This window comes from Candidatus Hydrogenedentota bacterium, from assembly GCA_016791475.1.
Lineage (GTDB): Bacteria > Hydrogenedentota > Hydrogenedentia > Hydrogenedentales > JAEUWI01 > JAEUWI01.
The window spans coordinates 10,734-27,578 of the sequence record JAEUWI010000077.1 but is presented as its reverse complement, the minus strand read 5'-3'; the positions used below and the strand labels follow the sequence as shown (position 1 = coordinate 27,578).

At 60.8% G+C, this 16,845-nt stretch carries 12 protein-coding genes; 5 read left to right on the top strand and 7 right to left on the bottom strand.

The genetic code is table 11. From position 1 onward, the window contains the following. The 3 genes from JNK74_25975 to JNK74_25965 form a co-directional block, all read left to right on the top strand. Positions 1-559 (top strand): hypothetical protein (locus JNK74_25975; protein MBL7649638.1); only part of this gene is annotated, 559 nt, incomplete at its 5' end. A gap of 154 nt (positions 560-713) precedes the next feature. Continuing rightward, on the top strand, positions 714-2,282 hold the full coding sequence (locus tag JNK74_25970; protein MBL7649637.1) for an FAD-dependent oxidoreductase: 1,569 nt from the start codon (positions 714-716) through the stop codon (positions 2,280-2,282). Positions 2,283-2,510: 228 nt separating this feature from the next. Then, on the top strand, positions 2,511-3,716 hold the full coding sequence (locus JNK74_25965; GenBank protein MBL7649636.1) for an exo-alpha-sialidase: 1,206 nt from the start codon (positions 2,511-2,513) through the stop codon (positions 3,714-3,716). A gap of 95 nt (positions 3,717-3,811) precedes the next feature. Here the strand turns inward: JNK74_25965 and JNK74_25960 are convergent, their stop codons facing one another. The 4 genes from JNK74_25960 to JNK74_25945 form a co-directional block, all read right to left on the bottom strand. After that, the gene (locus JNK74_25960; protein MBL7649635.1) at positions 3,812-4,924 is read right to left on the bottom strand and encodes a lactonase family protein; all 1,113 of its coding nucleotides are present in this window, start codon (positions 4,922-4,924) and stop codon (positions 3,812-3,814) included. Then, complete coding sequence (locus JNK74_25955) at positions 4,924-7,272, bottom strand: CHASE domain-containing protein (GenBank protein ID MBL7649634.1); 2,349 nt, start codon at positions 7,270-7,272, stop codon at positions 4,924-4,926. The genes JNK74_25960 and JNK74_25955 overlap by 1 nt, the downstream gene beginning before the upstream one ends. A gap of 419 nt (positions 7,273-7,691) precedes the next feature. Then, positions 7,692-8,747 carry an agmatine deiminase family protein gene (locus tag JNK74_25950; protein ID MBL7649633.1) on the bottom strand — a complete coding sequence of 352 codons (1,056 nt, stop codon included), beginning with the start codon at positions 8,745-8,747 and terminating at the stop codon, positions 7,692-7,694. Positions 8,748-8,751: 4 nt separating this feature from the next. Further along, positions 8,752-9,657, bottom strand: a complete 906-nt coding sequence (locus JNK74_25945) for a carbon-nitrogen hydrolase (GenBank protein ID MBL7649632.1) — start codon at positions 9,655-9,657, stop codon at positions 8,752-8,754. Between the two features lie 411 nt (positions 9,658-10,068). Between JNK74_25945 and JNK74_25940 the strand changes: the two genes are divergently transcribed. Further along, the gene (locus tag JNK74_25940; protein MBL7649631.1) at positions 10,069-10,329 is read left to right on the top strand and encodes a hypothetical protein; all 261 of its coding nucleotides are present in this window, start codon (positions 10,069-10,071) and stop codon (positions 10,327-10,329) included. 67 nt (positions 10,330-10,396) lie between these two features. Further along, complete coding sequence (locus JNK74_25935) at positions 10,397-11,407, top strand: hypothetical protein (GenBank protein MBL7649630.1); 1,011 nt, start codon at positions 10,397-10,399, stop codon at positions 11,405-11,407. Positions 11,408-11,776: 369 nt separating this feature from the next. Here the strand turns inward: JNK74_25935 and JNK74_25930 are convergent, their stop codons facing one another. Genes JNK74_25930 through JNK74_25920 form a run of 3 tightly spaced genes read right to left on the bottom strand, consistent with a single transcriptional unit; the run spans position 11,777 to position 16,439 of the window. After that, the gene (locus JNK74_25930; GenBank protein MBL7649629.1) at positions 11,777-15,121 is read right to left on the bottom strand and encodes a hypothetical protein; all 3,345 of its coding nucleotides are present in this window, start codon (positions 15,119-15,121) and stop codon (positions 11,777-11,779) included. Then, positions 15,118-16,041: an ABC transporter ATP-binding protein gene (locus JNK74_25925; GenBank protein MBL7649628.1), complete on the bottom strand. Its 924-nt coding sequence runs from the start codon at positions 16,039-16,041 to the stop codon at positions 15,118-15,120. The genes JNK74_25930 and JNK74_25925 overlap by 4 nt, the downstream gene beginning before the upstream one ends. Beyond that, a complete protein-coding gene (locus tag JNK74_25920; protein MBL7649627.1) occupies positions 16,038-16,439 on the bottom strand; it encodes a GntR family transcriptional regulator in 402 nt (133 codons plus the stop codon). The genes JNK74_25925 and JNK74_25920 overlap by 4 nt, the downstream gene beginning before the upstream one ends. Between the last annotated feature and the right edge of the window lie 406 nt (positions 16,440-16,845).

The window sequence follows — 16,845 nt, the reverse complement described above, 5'->3', positions numbered from 1 at the left end:
AGAAGGAGAAGGAGAAGGAGAAGGAGAAGGAGAAGGAGAAGGAGAAGGAGAAGGAGAAGGCGAGGGCGAGGGCGAGGGCGAGGGCGAGGGCGAGGGTGAAGGCGAGGGCGAGGGCGAGGGCGAAGGCGAGGGCGAGGGTGAAGGCGAAGGCGAAGGCGAAGGAGAAGGAGAAGGAGAAGGAGAAGGAGAAGGAGAAGGAGAGGGCGAAGGTGAAGGCGAAGGCGAAACCCCGATTGAAGAAGTCGCCCAGACCCTACTGGATGAGTTCGAAACCGTGGACCAGAACAACGATGGCCTTCTGACCCTCGCGGAGCTGGCGCTCCGATTCCCGGGCTTCACCCAGGATCGCTTCGAGCAGTTGGACATCGACCGTGACGGCTTCGTCAGCGAAGCAGAGCTGGAGGCCGTTGCCGCGCCCGGTGGTTGTGCCGGACCCGGAGGAATGATCGAACTGTTGCTGTTCGCCATCGTGGCGTTCTGCCATGAAATCTGGCATCGGATAACCCAGATCCCCCATTGGGTCCGGATCTGGATAGGCTGGGACGACTACGAGTTCTAGGTCTTTCAGTCGCTACATAGTGGCATCGCCCCGAGGTGGTCTCCCGCCTTGGGGCGAGGTTTTTCTCGTGTGCGGGTTGTTTGACTCAAGCACGCGCGATTGATAGAGTCCATTTTCTAGATTGGCTCGGATAGCAGACAAAAGGGCAGTTTCGATGGCGCAGGATTCTTCAGACAAGTTTGACGTCGTGGTTTATGGTGGCACCCCGGCGGGCATCGCCGCCGCGGTGGCTGCCGCCCGCATGGGGCGTCGCGTCGCCCTCATCGACACCCACGCCCACTTCGGCGGAATGGCGGCCAGCGGGCTCGGCAAAAGCGACGTCGAAAAGAAACAGTACATCGGCGGGCTCTTCGCGGAGTACGTGCGCCGGGTGCGAAAGCACTATGTGGCCCGCCATGGGGAAGACTCCGAGGCGGTGAAAGCGTGTAAGGACGGCTACTACTATGAGCCCTCCGTGGCCGAAGCCGTTTTCGAGAGCATGATCGCGGAAGCGCCCGGTATCACGCCGATGAAGAAGCACCGCCTCCTGAAGGTTGTGGTAGAGGGGGGGCGAGTCCGGGCCGCCACCCTCCTCGATATGGCGAGCGGCAATGAAAAGCACCTGGAAGCCGCGATCTTCATCGACGGAACCTACGAAGGCGATCTCTTCGCCGCCGCGGGAACCTCCTTTCGCCTGGGGCGCGAGGGCCGTGACGAATTCGATGAATCCCTCGCCGGCTACATCTACTACGACTATGAGAACGGCGTTATCCTGCCGGGCACCACGGGCCAGGCCGACAAGGGACTCCCTGCCTACACCTATCGCCTCTTCCTTTCCAGCAATCCGCAGAACAGCGTCCCGCTCGCGGCCCCGCCGAACGGCTATGATCGCGCCGTGTACACGCCCTACTTCGAAGATCTGGAGGCGGGTCGGCTCGCGGGGCCCAAAGTGGTTCACGAGGGACGCGGCTATTTTCCGCAGCACTTCAACACCCTCGTTCGCGCCCTCTCCGTTACCACCATGCCCAACGGCAAGGCCGACGTGAACATCAACCCACGCCCCCTGGCCTTTCCCTTTCCCGAAGAGAACAAGGACTACATCGAAGGCGACTGGGACACGCGGATGCGCATCGAGCAGCGCCATCGCGACCTCGCCCTCGGCCTGTTGTGGTTCCTCCACAACGACGATGAAGTGCCCGAGGCCCACCGCAAGATGGCCCGGGAATATCAGCTTCCGAAAGATGAGTTTACGGACAACGGGAACTTCCCCTGGCAACTCTATGTCCGCGAAGGGCGTCGCCTCCAGGGCCGCTACACCATCACCCAGCACGATGTCTCCGTCGAGAAAGACGGATCCAGCCCCGAGTTTCGCCACGACGATGTCATGGCCATGGGCGAGTTTCCCATCGACAGCTTTCCGGTCCACAAGCGCCAGCCCGGCGACACCATCGTGCTCGAAGGCTACCTGGGCATGCTCGGTCACCTCACCCGCCCCTACAAGATTCCCTACCGTGCCCTCCTTCCCAAAGAAGTTGACGGACTCATCGTGGCCGGCGCCATCTCCGCCACCCACGTGGCCTATTCCTCCGTGCGCATGGAACCCACGTGGATGGCCCTGGGCCACGCCGCCGGGATCGCGGCCCACCTCGCCATCCTGCGAAAATGCCCGGCGGACGAAGTGCCCATCCAGGCCCTGCGCGACCTCCTTCGCGCCCAGGGTCAGGTGGTGGACCCGCCGAAGTGAGGGGAAGTATATTTCCCCACGAAGCACACGAAGAACACGAGGGAAGTAAATTAGAAATGCATGGCCTATTCATTTGCATCAATAGCTTCTCATCGCGCTATTTCTATTACTTCGTTTTACTTCTTCGTGCCCTTCGTGTGCTTCGTGGTGAAAAGTATCCCGTGCTGTATCTTTCAATGATGACTGCGATTGCCTAATCCATACCACTCAAAGAGGTGAGCAATACCCATGAAAATTTCCCATGAAATTGAAAGTTGGAGCGAATTCCATCCCACTCTGCTGGCCGTCCTAATCTTGTCGTGCTCCATCGCGTCCGCCGCCGACTACCCCCACCCGAAGGACAACCCCAATTCGCCCCTCATGCTCCAGGGGCCCTGGGTGCCCGAAGACACGCACACGATTGACTTCGACAACTTGCCGAAGATCCCCTCGGAGCATGCCGTCGTCAACGATGTGCGTCTGGTCGATGGCGTCAATCAACACAACTACATGCTTCACTACGACGGGCAATTCTGGATCATCTGGAGCGACGGCCCCTCCGTGGAGGACAAGGCCGGACAGCGCGTGAAATACGCCACCAGCGAAGACGGCCTCGGCTGGTCCGCGCCGGATTTCGTCACGCCCATCCCGCCCAACTCAGCGCCCGATTCCCCCGTCTACAACACCCGCTCGAAAGAAGGCTTCCGCTGGATCTCCCGGGGGCTCTGGGAGCGCGATGGCGAACTCCTCGCCCTGGCTTCCCTGGATGAGTCCGCCGAATTCTTCGGACCCAGCCTCGAACTGCGCGCCTTCCGCTGGAATAAGGAAACCAAGGCCTGGGACGACGCCGGCCTCGTCTTCGACAACACCATCAACAACTTTGCCCCCGAGAAAATCCCCAGTGGCGAATGGATGATGTCCCGCCGCAGCTATGACCGCAACGTCTTCTTCCTCGTCGGCGGCGTTAAGGGCCTCGACCAGTGGGAGTCCTTTCCCGTGGTCTTTTTCAACGACCCCAACCTCAAGGCGGAAGAACCCGGCTGGTGGGTCTTGCCCGACGGCAACCTGGTTGCCCTGTTCCGCGACAACCTCAAGAGCGGTTACCTCTTCCGATCCTTCTCCACCGACAACGGCCGCACCTGGAACGCCCCGGTGAAAACCAATTTCCCCGACGCCACCTCTAAATTCTTCGGCCTTCGCATGAGCGACGGCCGCTACGTCATGGTCTCCAATCCCAAGCCGAAGCTCCGCGATCCCATGACCCTCGCCATCAGCGACGACGGCATGGTCTTCAATAAAATGGGCTACCTCGTGGGCGGCCGACACATCGATTACCCCCACGTCATCGAGCACGATGGCTACCTGCTCGTGGCCTTCTCCGGCTGGAGAAAGCAAAGCTGCGAAGTGCTGAAGATCAAGATCGAGGATTTGAAAGTGCTCGACGTGCAGCAGTGAAACGGGAAGTCCGCCGAAAGTGGGTTAAACTTCCAACCTAACCCACCGTCGTCGCACTTTGATTCGGATGGGACCAGTTAGTCAAATTGAGGTCACTACGGCTCTGCAAACACCAGGCAGACGGGTGAGGGCACTTCGATGCGGCCGCCCGTCGGGGTCAGGGCGCCGCTTTCCTGATCGATGCTGAACACGAAGATGTCGTTGCTGTTCTGGTTGGCCGCCAGGAGAAACTTGCCGTCCGGATCCTGCGTGAAGTTGCGCGGGGTCTTGCCGCCGGTCTTGGTCTGGCCTTTTGCGGTGATCATGCCGGTGCTTTGGTCGATGGCGAATACCGCGATGCTGTCGTGGCCGCGGTTGGAGGCGTAGAGGAATCTGCCGGAAGGATGCACCTCAATGTGCGCGGTCGTGTTCTCTTCGATAAAGTCCGAGGGCAAGGTTCCCGCCGAGCCAACCGTTTCCAGCGCGCCCTTTTTTGCGTCCCACTTGAAGGCGGTCACGGTGTTGCCCAGTTCGTTGACCACGTAGGCCCATTTCTTATTCGGGTGAAAGTCGAAGTGGCGCGGGCCGCCGCCGGGCTCCACCGTGGCGAAGGGCGGGTCGTTGGGAATGGCCTTTCCCCCATCGATCTTGTAGATCATGAGCTTGTCGATGCCGAGGTCGGGCACAATGACGAATTTTCCGCTCGGATCGAAGTTCGCCGAGTGGGCATGGGGCGCGTTCTGGCGCTTTTCGTTTACGCTGCTGCCCTCATGCTGAAAATTGCCGATGGCGGCGCCCAGCGCGCCGCAGGCTTCGAGGGGATAAATCGAACAACTTCCCGCGCCATAGTTGGCTACGGCGGCATATTTCCCGTCGCCGCTTACGGCCACATGACACGCGCTGCCACCCGCAGGCTGGCCGTTTATGATGCTGAGCGCGCCGCTGGCTTCATCTATGGCGAAGGCGGCGACGTTTGCGCCATCCTCCAGCTCGGAGCATGCATAGAGCACGGGTTCTGTGGGGTGGAGCGCGAGAAAGGAGGGGTTCCTGGTTTCCGCGGCAAGACCGCGCAACGAGGCGTTGCCGGTATCACCGTCAAAATCGAGCCCATAGATGCCCTTGCTGTCGCCGCTGGTATAGGTGCCCACATAGACGCGCCAGGTCTCCCCGTGGGCGCACGCGGCCAGCGCCACCAGCCCGCAGACGACCGCCAGCGTGTTCCTTTTCATCATCGTTCAATCTCCTGTCGCACGCCGTTGGCGTATACCCAACGCCGGCATGTTTCGAGCAGCGTGGCCCGGTCAATCGGTTTGGTCACGTAGTCATTGCACCCGGCATCGATGCACTTCTGGCGATCCTCAGCCATGGCGTGGGCCGTCAGCGCAATGATGGGTATGTCGTTTGCGCGGTCGCGCAGGGTGCGCGCCAGGGTGTAGCCGTCCATCTCGGGCATCTGCATGTCCGTGAGCAACAGTTGATAGGAATTGCCCGCGGCATCTGCGGCGATAATCATTTCCAGCGCCTCGCGCCCGTTCTCGGTGACGTCCACATGGGCGCCGGCCTTTTTCAGGTGGAAGAGGATCAGCCGCTGGTTCACGACATTGTCCTCCGCCAGGAGATAGCGCCCTTCGAGATTCAACGGGGCGGTGGGGACCGGGGCCACTCCGTCCTCGCCCTCCACTTGGGCGGTCCGGGTGACGCAGGATTCATGGAGCAATCGGGCGTCGGCCACGGCGAGGAAGGGCAATTCCAGCGAGAAGAGCGAGCCGACCCCGGGCTCCGAGGCTTCCAGCTTGACGTCGCCGCCCATGATCTCCGCCAGGCGTCGGCTGATGCTCAGGCCCAGTCCGGTGCCGCCGTGACGCCGCGTGACCGAGGTGTCCGCCTGTGTGAAGGGCTTGAAGAGGGTTTGGGTCTGGGCGGGCGTCATGCCGGGGCCCGTATCTTTAATTTCAAAGCGCAGTCGGCCGCCCGTTTCGTTTGTGGTGACGTATACCCGGACGTCGATCGCGCCTTTGGTGGTAAATTTGGCCGCGTTTCCGATCAAATTCATGAGAATCTGGCGCAGGCGCGTGGGATCGCTGATGATGCGGTCCGGCACCGGCGTGCAGAACTCGGTGTGGAGCGAAACCCCTTTGGCGGCGGCTCTGGGACGCATCAGGCCTTCGATGCCCGCCAGAAGCTGGACGAGCGGGGTCTCGACTTTTTCCACGGAGATCTTTCCCGCTTCTATTTTCGAGAGGTCGAGAATATCGTTGATCACGGTGAGCAGATGTTCGCCAGCGGATTGAATGGTGTTGAGCGCGTTTACACGTTCCGGGGGGGCCTTGCTGATGTCGCCCTCGTCGCGGAGCAGATTGGTATAGCCCAGGATGGACGTGAGGGGCGTGCGGATCTCATGGCTCATGTTGGCCAGAAACTCGGTCTTGGACTGGTTGGCCGCATCCGCGCGGGCCTTTGCCTCGGCCAGATCGCGCGTCATCGTGGTGGCCAGCCGGAGGGCGTGCTCACGGCTGTGCCCGAGGGACCAGGCCACCGCCGCGAGGAGCGTGCTCAGCAGCAGGCCGCCGAGCAGAATGAGCGCGGGCGCCTGGTTGGCCAAGGTCGCATCAAACTTACCCGTGGACTCAATGTCGATGACCCAGGAGCGCCCCCCGATTCTCAGATTCTCCCTGCTTCGGAAGCGGCCCCCATCGTCGTCGATCTCCGCTTCGAGGCCCTCCTCTCGCAACCGGAATTGCTTGAAGTCGAAAAGGACTTCCGAGGAAACGTCTTCGGAGACATCATAAATGTCGAAGCGAAGCAAGTCTTCGGTCTGTTCGCCGATTTTTTCGAGGGCGCTCTCAATAAGAATGGGCGCATCCACCAGCCCCAGCAGCGATGCTTCACGTTCTTCGGGCGTTTTCGGATCCGTGCCGGCTTTGTAGATAGGCACCATGTAAATAAGCCCGACCCGATCCTGTTGATCTTGAACTAGATTTATGCGCGCGGTCATGGCGGGCTGCCCGGTCCTTATGGCGCGCTCGACGGCCTCGAGTCGGCGTGGCTCGGAGCCCAGATTGAAGCCCCACGCGTCGCGATTTGCATCGAGAGGCACCACGTGCTTGATGACGTAGAGCATTTCGTCTTCCGAAAGCGGGTGAACCGAATAATCCGGGGCATCATCCGCCCGCTCTCGGGCGATATGGGCATCCAACTCAGCGCGCGGGACGCGCTCGACAAAGCCAAAGCCCACGACGCCGGGATATTCTGCGTCCAGTTCCTGGGATTCCACGTAGGCCTGAAACTCTCGGCGCGTCACGTTCTCGCTGGCCCGGTACATGCCCCGAGCGCCTTTCAGGCCAAAGACCGGTCGCCGGATCCGTCGTTGAATATCCAGAACGAGCCGTTCCGCGCGGCGTTCGAATTGCAGCCGACCCTCCGCCTCTATATTGGTCCTGGATGCGGTGGCAAGCCCGATGGCGAGAATCAGGCCGACAGCAAACAGGACCGCCGGCGCAAGCCGCAGCAAGGTTCCGGATGGCACGGACTTGAGCAAATCGTCTCGGGTATTTTCGACGGCGTTTTCTTGCGTCATGCCTTTGCAGCCCGCCGATAAAAGGGGATTCGAAAGAGCACGTGTGAGGCATCGCGCATGCTATCCAGCACGATATAAGAACGCCGTCTGTGGGGCGATAGCGACATGGGAAACGACTCCGTCCATAGATTGCCGCAATATTCGCATATCGCCGCGTCAACTTCAACCGATTTCCGGACAGGCTTCACTACAGGACCGGGGTCATGGTCGCATGCGGCGCAATTTCGGCCGCGGAAGCTACACGGGAAGGATTCTCTCCCGCTTCATATCCGTGTCAGGTGCGGGCGATGGACGGAGTGGCCCCTCGGTGTTACTGACGGCCGGGGAACGGTAAGGAGAATAGGAATCACTGAGGCAATCGGTGGCATGGCGCACCGCGTCGTTCGGGCCTTTTCGTTTCTACACGTTCGCTGGATTTGTCAAGACTCCGCGGGCAGTTCGTGGCTCAGGCAGTGGACGGTGCCAAAACCCCAGACAAGGTCCACCGCATGGATACCCACCACCCGCCGATCGGGAAACAGCTCGCCCAGAATACCCAGGGCAGTGCGGTCACTTGCGTCGTTGAAGGTGGGCACCAGCACGGCCTCGTTGCCGATGTAGAAATTCGCATAGCTCGCGGGCAAGCGAACGCCGTCGAAATACAGCGGATCGGGCATGGGCAGCTCGATCACATTGAGGGCGGCGCCCGTGGCCGTGGTCATGTGTTGCAGGCGCTCACGATTCTCCGAGAGTGCGCGGTGGTTTTCGTCGCGACTGTCGGGCTCGGACACGAGCACCACGGTGTCGCGATTCACAAAGCGGCAGAGGTCGTCCACGTGGCCGTGGGTGTCGTCCCCCGCGATGCCTTTGCCGAGCCAGATGACCTTTTCGATGCCCAGGTACTGGCGGAACACCGCCTCGTAGTCTTCACGCGTAAAGCCCGGATTGCGCACCTGGGTCTCGGCATCGAGAAAGCACTCTTCCGTGGTCAGCAACGTGCCGGCGCCGTTGCCGTCGATGCCGCCGCCTTCCAGCACCACGTGGCGTTCGCCGTGCATGGCGCGCAGGAGGGGCATTGGAGCCGCGTCGGCAATGAAGGGCGCCGCCTGGGCGTCGAGCTGGTAGTTGTCGTACTTCGCCCAGGCGTTGAAAGCGAAGTGCACCGCTTCGCGCTGTCCATCGCGCACCACGAAAGCGGGACTGCAATCGCGCATCCAGCCGCGGTCAAGCTCCTGCTGGTGGAATCGCACCTTGTCCAGATTGGCTCCCACCTTGGTCAGGGTGCGAAGGGCCTTCTCTTCGATACAGCGATTGGGCACGAAAAGGTCCACGCGCTGCCCCACGCAAAGGTGGCGGATCATCTCCGCGAAGACCCACGGAATGGGCCGAAACTTGCCGGGCCAGTCTTCCTTGTTGGTGGGCCACGCGAGGATAACGGACTCCTGCGCTTCCCACTCGGCGGGCATGCGAACGTTGGCGGTATCGGCGCTGCTCATCCGCTCAATCCCCGTCGATAAAGCGGCGGGTGATGTCGCCATAGGCATCGATGCGGCGATCACGCAGGAAGGGCCAGTTGCGTCGGATGTACTCCTGATGGGTCAGATCAACTTCCGCCAGCAGCACTTCTTCCTGATCCGTCTTGCCCTCGGCCAGGATCACGCCCTGGGGATCGCAGATGAAGGAGGAGCCCCAGAACTCGATGCCCGCCTGCTCTGGCACGGGCTGCTCGAAGCCCACGCGGTTCACCGCGCCCACATAGATACCGTTGGCAATCGCATGGCCCCGCTGCACGGTCATCCAGGCGTCGCGCTGGGCCGCGCCGTACTGTTCCTTCTCATAGGGGTGCCAGCCGATGGCTGTGGGGTAAAACAGGATGGACGCGCCGCGCAGGGCCGTAAGCCGCGCACCTTCGGGATACCACTGGTCCCAGCAGATGAGCGTGCCGATGCGGCCATAGCGCGTGTCGAAATTCTTGAAGCCGAGATCGCCGGGTGCGAAGTAATATTTCTCGTAATAGGCCGGGTCATCGGGGATGTGCATCTTGCGGTACGCGCCCACCAGCGTACCGTCGGCATCGATGGTCACCAGGCTGTTGTGATAGACCCCGGCAGCCCGCCGCTCGAATACCGGCACCACCACGGCCGCCTTCAGCCGCGCGGCAGCCGCCTGAAACTTCTCGATATCCGCGCAGGGAATGGGCTCGGCGAGATCGAAGAGATCCGCATCTTCCTTCTGGCAGAAATACTGGCTCTTATAGAGCTCCGGAAGACACACCACCTGAGCCCCCTGGGACGCGGCCTTCTCAAACCACGACAGGGCCTTGCGGGTGTTTTCCTCGGGGTCGGGCGTGACCTGAAACTGAAGCAGGCCCACGGTATAGGTGCGCGGATGGGCGGAATGCGCCATGAGAAATCCTCGGGGTTGGGGATGGGGTGTAAAGGCGGAATTCTAGCACGTTGAGGGGGATCGGGTCCATGAGGGCAGCGGGGAGAAGGACCAGGGACATAAGGGACATAAGGGACGGAAGGGAGCGCACAAAGTGCAACGACCGCACCTGCAGGGACTGACGCGCGCGTTAGCATGTCTGCTGCTTCCTAACCTGCCTGGTCGAGGACGTGTACCGCTCGCCAGGAGTACCCATGCGCGCGTCAATCCCTGTGAGAGTCCGTAGATGGTCAGAAAGAGTGTAACGCCATCAGTGGACTGCCCGTACCCGCACGCGTAAAGGCTGCGGTGGAGGAATATCAGAGCGACTCCTACATCGTCGGCGATTTGCTCGAAGAGTGCTGCAGCCACTGGGACTAGGCCGGCGTGCCCATGGGCGAACTAGTCAAAGCCTACCACAGCTGGAACGAAGGCCGCTGCGAAGGAAGAGAAACCTTCAACCAGCGCATCGCCCAGCGGGGCTGCGGTGAACTAAAAGCCGAGGGAATATTCTATTGGCGCGGACTGAACCTGAGAGCGGGCCAGAAGACTTTGGAAGACTTTAGCGGGATAGAAGATGAGGGGAAAATAGGTGTTGCGGAGAATGGAAACAAAGTCTACACTAGTGTTGGCGCACTTGTGAATCGAGCGTGACGGCAGGAAGGATAGCTATCGCGATCGACGCCTATTAACCGCAATTAACATCAGGGAGCATGATGCAATGAGTGAACATGGCTGGCAGGATCAACTTCATCTTTTCTCCATGATGCTGGTCGCTCTCCTCAGCGTAGCAACGATCTACGGTGAATCGGCAGCAACCATTCCAGGTTTTCCAGAGGATCTGACTCTCCGTGCGGCGCGTGCGGCCCATGGCCCTGCTGAACCGCCTTCAATTCCGTTGGAATCGGTGCCCGCGTACGTTGCCTGGCGGGAGAATGTAAAGCACTTCGCCCGTATACGCGTGGCCTATGATTACGAAAGCTGGACGACCCCCGATTGTCCGGTGCGAAAGGAGCACCCGGAACTTAGTGATGAGGAGTTTATAGAAAAGTCAAAAGTATCGGGATGGTTACGGGTTTCGCGATCGAGCGGCAGTCTTGATCCTGATTACGGCTTCCAGCGATATGAAACGGGCATCCACGCGCTTTCGGAACCGCGTCGCAAATGGCAGCTCGAATCAAAGAATTACATAAACATCCATGGTGACGGTGCCTATTACTGCTTTTATCCCAATCGAAAATCCGGGGCAATCTGGAAGGAATGGAGGCGGGATGATCGCTATCCAATCCTCGAGGTACTTCCGCCAGACCCCAATAACTCGCGTCTGGTCAACGTAGATGCGGCGGGTACGGTGCTGGATTTTCGTACGGGTGACACTTCCCTGATCCGGTACCATCTCGACCCGGATCACAGCATGATGCCAACCCGAATAGAGTACCACCAAGTTCTCGAGGACGGGGGACTATTTCTTTCTCGGTTCAATACGGTGGAAGCGTATTCCCGAACAGAAGAGGGAGTCTATGTGCCATCCGAATGCACTGTACATAACTGTTTGCGTCACAAAGAGGACGGAACAATTGGGGACTTACTTCTCTCGGCCTATACTTTGACGTCCTTTGAAGAAGTGGAGAAATTCACGCAGGAGGAGTTTGTCTTCACCTTTCCCGAGGGAACGCGGGTCACGAATAATATTACCGGCGTGGAGTCGGTGGTGGGTGCGCCGGGTAAGTAGAAATGGTCTCAGGGATGAGTTCGGAGGAGACTCATCTCAGTCCGGGTGAGTTCATCCACCACGAAGCACCCGGCCTCGATGATTTGGAAGGACCACCATGTCCAACGCCAGGCCTGGCCAAAGGGACTATTGCTTATCTTTTCAATATTTACCTGAATGCTCAAGGTGCGCCAGCGTGGCTTAGCCTTCCAGGCTGAGACAATGCCCGACCTGGTCGTAGCATGCACTTAACGCTCGTGGAGTCAACCTGAATTTCAACATGAGCATCCATGCGGCTGATGGCAACAGGAAATGTTTCACACCCCGGTTGCCCTGCAGGTCTGAGAATTCTTTAACTCAGTCTGGAAGGCTAAGCTACGTTGGCACCCTTCACATATTCTTGAGTGAAATCAGGCGCAGACGATCTGGCTCAAAGCGGGAGCCCTGACTTTGAAGGGAACGGCGGCCCCGGCCCGCCGCAGGGTTGGTCGTGGCCCCCTCCTCCAGGGGCGGGGTGTCCGTGAACTGCGGGCCATTTCGGAAACTGAGAGGCGCCACGCTGAAGATCCAGTCGCCGTTGGCCCAGTCGTTGCCCTCTTTCTTCTTCGGGTCGCGCGGGATGCCGCCGTCGTCCTTGCGATTCTGGGCCCAGGTGTAGAGGGCGTAGCCGCCGTCCTCTCGGGTGCGATAGGACACGGGGCCCTGGTCGTCGCGGAAGGGATCAACGGGAATGGCGTCGAGGAAGGTCGGCACGAGCGCATCCAGCGTTTCGGGCAAGGCCCCGTTGGCGAGTCGGTAACGCTCCACCGCGCAGGCCGTGGCCGCGATGGCATGCATCACGCGGCAGCGGAATTCGGCTTCGCGGGATCGATCCAGCGCAGGCAGTATTATCTTCGGTAGAACAAACTGGGGATTCCGAGATTCTTCGATTTCGTGAAGGAGCGGCGTCGGGCGGTTCTCCTGATTCTCTTCCATTTCAGCGTAAGCGCGCAGGGTGACCGTCCTGTCCATCGCAAAGAGAAAGCGGGGGAGGAGGGCCGTGGTCATATTTACCTCAAAGTCCCGCAGCATCTCCATATCGGGCTGAATAGAGGCAAAGGTCCGCTCGCCAATCAGCCCCTGGGCAATCATGCTGTGCTCGCTGATCGGCGGCAGCACCGTCGACAGGAATTGTTGCAGTTCCACCAACTGTGCATCGGTGAATTCCGTGCGATTGAGGGCCTGCTCCACCGCGCTGGTCATGATGCCGTGCACCGCAATCCGCACAAGCTGTGAGATAAGGATGGGCTCTTCCCGCAACGACTCCGCGAGGGGGCCCATGGCCTTGATCGTCTGCAGCGCATCCGCAGGGCGGTCCTCCATGGCCGCCATCCAGACTTCATAGTTCTGTGCGCGAGCAAGCGTGCGAATCGCCGCCAGATGAGGCAAGCTCACCGATGCGCCAGAGCCCAGGTCGATGGCGTAGCGACTCTCTCGCGGATACTTTGCGGCCACGTTCATAAGCGCCGCCGCCGTGGGACCCGGCAGCCAGTCGTGGTACTTGATTGCGGTATCCCAGAAGGGAGTCCAGAGGCGCTGGTCCGGGGGTAGATCGATGCTTTCGTGGGTGACGGGATTATAAATATTATAGGGGGGAACTGCTAGTTTGTCGCCCCTCTCCCAACTCTTTCCAGTCCGGTTATACCACTGGAAGGAGCGCTGATTATGCTCGCCCCAAATCTTCATGTAGTCGTGGGCGGCATTATCTTCCGGGGGAAGCGCCCGGTACAGTTCTGCCAGGTCGGAGGCCGTGGCGGGATTGCCCTGGGCGCGCAGGGTTTCGATATACACCGGCTCCGCAGGCCAGCGCAGCCACGCCATCCCCAGCAGCACGGCCGCGAGCAGAACGTACGCCGCGCTGTTCAGCCCGGCAGGGAGTCCCCATCCGGCGCGAATGGCCTGATCCTCTGTCGCCAGCGGGGTATCGTCGTGATGTCGTTTGCGGTGGAGATCGAGGAGCAGCGCGGGGTAGGGGAGTACCACGAGGGCACCGAAGGCTGTGACGTAAAGCAGGGAGGTGCGGTCGAATCCGGAGAACTGCCAGTAGCCAAAAGGATAGGCGAGAAGGATCGTCAGCAACCAGACCACGCCGCAGCCCAGCGCGTGTCGCGCTGGCATCACACCGCGCCGCCACGCCCAGAGAATCGCGGCGGGTGTGATTACCAGAATTATGGCGACTGGCAGCCATGCGAGACGCTCGCCGAGCTGTTGTTCATGCCACAGGGCTGCACTTGCGTAGGAGGATAGTCCGAGTGGGAGCAACCAAAGCGCTGAGATGGGCCACGACTTTCGATAACCTGTCCGTGTCCAGATCATCAGGGCGACGGTAAGCCCGAGAGCGACGCCCAGCGGCAGGAAGATCAACACCGTCGGGCTGGATTCATGATATAGGGTGTGGGCGGCCGCCATGACCATCGCATAGAGCAGCATCAAGCCCAGCATCCAAGCCACGAGGCGCGTGCGTATCGCGGTGAGCACCCAGGCACCGATCAGGATGATCACCGGCAGCAGCAGGCGGCTGACCATCAACTCGCGCAGACTGGTCTCATTCGCCGCAATCGCGTCGCGCCAGATGCGCCAGGCCAGGGCATTCTCGCCCAGAAAGAACCCCGCATTGCTCAGCAGCAGCGCCACAGTCCAGACGCCACCGAGGGTGAGGCCATAGCCCCAGAGCCGCGTGACGGCCATCTCCGCCGCGCTCACGGGGTAGAGGTATTCCGTCAGCACCGGGCGTATGCCCCGCTGGATGCCCGCGCCGCCGCGCAGCCCACCCCAGATCATGGCGGCCAGGGCGAAGACGGGCCACACGCCCCAGTCGAGCACGACCAGTATGGGGACATAATCATCGTCGGAATACTTCCACCAAACGCCATAGCACAGAAGCGCCAGGGCCGAATAACCCAGCGCGATCACGGGCAACAGGAAGCCGTCTCTGCAGAGGAATTGCCACAACAGGGCCCAGCGCGGCGAGCGGAATCCCCGGTCCACCCGCCAGCCGGGCACGGGCACCGCCTCCGGCAGCCCCAGGCGAATCGAAAGTCGCACCCGAGCGCCCCGTCGCGTGCGATCAACGGCGAAAAGCGCGAGGAGGAAGGCCGTGACGCCCGAGATGGCCAGCAGCAGCAGCGCCGCCGAGACGGAAATGAAGGGTTCGTCGAAGGCGAAGCGCACGTCGCCCGATTGGACAAGGGCGAAGCCGATGCATCCGAAGATGGGCAGAAATCCGAGCACCGCCAGCAGGGGCGTGGGACGGCGGAGCCAGTCCAGCGCCTGAAGCCACAGGTAGCAGGCGGGCGTCACCAGCACCAGAACCCACGCGGGACCATGGCCCCAGAAGATAACCCGGCAAAGGACAATCGACAGCAGCGTGGCCGCGCCGAGTAGCGCGGCGCGAAGAAAAAGCGAGAGCCCCGCAAGCTTCCAGGTTTCCACCGGCAACAGCAGGATGCGCCCGGAGAAACCCCCGGTAAGCGCGCCCGAATTCCCTGTGCGGTAAAGGAGGAGCAGACCGATGAGCAACAGGGGCAGCATATTGAGTGACAGCGCAACTGGACTGATGTAGGTCCAGTCTCCGCCGCTGTCGTCGACCAGACCGGCCACCAGCAGACACAGTCCGCCGACGAGGGTGCACCACCCCGCAATCACGCCGCCGGTGCGCAGCTCTTCCCAGATCAAGGCGCGAAGCTTTGGGTTCATGCGTCGTCCTCCTGAGCCGCGAGGGCCATGGGACGTCCCGTGACGCGTCCTACGAAGATTGCGTCCAGCGTCGGCACGGTGCACTCCAGAATTCGCCCACCTTGTTGCTGCAGCAGCCCGATCAATTGGTCCTTTTCGCCTTCGCACAGCAGGCACCAGTCCTTGTCGCTGCCTTCGGCGTGGAGCACGCCGGGCACTTCGGGGAAATCACGATGTCCTTCGCTGAAGCGCACCACGATGCGGTGGTGCGACTCTTTCAAGGTGTCCATGGGCAGGTCCAAGGCCACCACGCCTTCGTGGATCATGGCGACATGGTCGGAGACCCTCTCGACTTCGTCCAGCAGGTGCGATGAGAAGATCACCGTGCGCCCTTCATCCGCCACGGAGCGAATAACCTCGCCCAGGATGTCTTTCCGCGCCACGGCGTCGAGGCCGGAGGAAGGCTCGTCGAGCAGCAGCAGATCGGGGCGATGGGCAAGCGCCGCGAGGAGGCCCGCCTTGGCCTTTTCACCCCGCGAGAGCTGCTTCAGCTTGGCATCGGGCGGGAGGTTGAAGCGCTTGCGGAGTTCCTCGGCGTAGGCGGCGTCCCAGTCCGGGTAGAAAGCCGCGGTATACGACATGAGCTCCCGCACCTTCATCCACAGGGGCAGATCGCGATCTTCCGAGAGATAGCCGATGCGCCCCAGCACCGCCACGGGGTTGCGAACGGGATCAAGCCCGAAGACGCGCACCGTGCCGGCTTCCGCCTCATAGGCCCCGAGCAAATGGCGGATAAAGGTGGTCTTGCCCGCGCCGTTCTCGCCCACCAGCCCGAAGACCTGGCCCCGCGCTACGGACAGGTTTACATCGCGCAACGCCTCCTTCTTGCCAAAGCGCCGGGAGAGCCCCGAGACTTCGATGATGGTGTCCGTCGTGCTCATGAATTCCCCTCCTTCTCGCGGTCCAAAGCCGCGCTGCATTCGCGCAGCAGCGCCACGCATTGATCCAAATCAAATCCCAGGCTTCGCGCTTCCACCAGCAGGCCACGGGCCCGTTCGCTCAGGATGCGCCTGCATTCTTCGTCGGTATAGGGCGTTCCTTTTGCGGATACGTAGGTTCCTGCCCCGCGCCGCTTGTAAATCAGGCCCATGGTTTCCAACTCGCGGTAGGCCCGCACCACCGTCTGGGGGTTTACCACGAGTTGCTGGGCCAGCACCCGGACGGGGGGGAGTTCATCCTCCGGCGTGAGGCGTCCCGTGGCAATGAACTGCTTAATTTGGCGCACCAGTTGAAGATACAACGGCACACCGTCGCTCTGGCTCAGGTTAAAATGTAGCATGGCCGTATTTCATGGTTTGTGGTTGGGTTTGCTGAAAATGTGTGCTACGCTTCGGTTTGTGTTGCGCAAAGCGTATTGATGTATCCATACAATAGATCGATTTCAACGGGATGTCAAGGGATATTTTCGATCTCGTTCCCAAGCTCTGCTTGGGAATGCAGTCTTCGGAGCTCCGCTCCCCAGGGCACGATGGTTGCGCTAGCGCACCTGACCTGTGTTTCATGCCTTTGGACGTCAGGCTGAACCAGCAACATATTCACAATAGGGTTGTGAAGCGGAGCTTCACGAGCTGCATTCCCAAGCAGAGCTTGGGAACGAGTTCGAATAGGGGAACTTGGGATCAAGGCACTATCCTGTCCCAATCACGCCACGCCAATCGTCGTACTACCAGAGAACCAAAACCCAA

What these genes read in the sequence shown, in the direction of transcription:
- JNK74_25950 (MBL7649633.1), bottom strand. Translation starts at nt 8,747, where the DNA reads ATGAGCAGCGCCGATACCGCCAACGTTCGCATGCCCGCCGAGTGGGAA.
- JNK74_25955 (MBL7649634.1), bottom strand. Translation starts at nt 7,272, where the DNA reads ATGACGCAAGAAAACGCCGTCGAAAATACCCGAGACGATTTGCTCAAG.
- JNK74_25960 (MBL7649635.1), bottom strand. Translation starts at nt 4,924, where the DNA reads ATGAAAAGGAACACGCTGGCGGTCGTCTGCGGGCTGGTGGCGCTGGCC.
- JNK74_25920 (MBL7649627.1), bottom strand. Translation starts at nt 16,439, where the DNA reads ATGCTACATTTTAACCTGAGCCAGAGCGACGGTGTGCCGTTGTATCTT.
- JNK74_25945 (MBL7649632.1), bottom strand. Translation starts at nt 9,657, where the DNA reads ATGGCGCATTCCGCCCATCCGCGCACCTATACCGTGGGCCTGCTTCAG.
- JNK74_25935 (MBL7649630.1), top strand. Translation starts at nt 10,397, where the DNA reads ATGAGTGAACATGGCTGGCAGGATCAACTTCATCTTTTCTCCATGATG.
- JNK74_25940 (MBL7649631.1), top strand. Translation starts at nt 10,069, where the DNA reads ATGGGCGAACTAGTCAAAGCCTACCACAGCTGGAACGAAGGCCGCTGC.
- JNK74_25970 (MBL7649637.1), top strand. Translation starts at nt 714, where the DNA reads ATGGCGCAGGATTCTTCAGACAAGTTTGACGTCGTGGTTTATGGTGGC.
- JNK74_25930 (MBL7649629.1), bottom strand. Translation starts at nt 15,121, where the DNA reads ATGAACCCAAAGCTTCGCGCCTTGATCTGGGAAGAGCTGCGCACCGGC.
- JNK74_25925 (MBL7649628.1), bottom strand. Translation starts at nt 16,041, where the DNA reads ATGAGCACGACGGACACCATCATCGAAGTCTCGGGGCTCTCCCGGCGC.
- JNK74_25965 (MBL7649636.1), top strand. Translation starts at nt 2,511, where the DNA reads ATGAAAATTTCCCATGAAATTGAAAGTTGGAGCGAATTCCATCCCACT.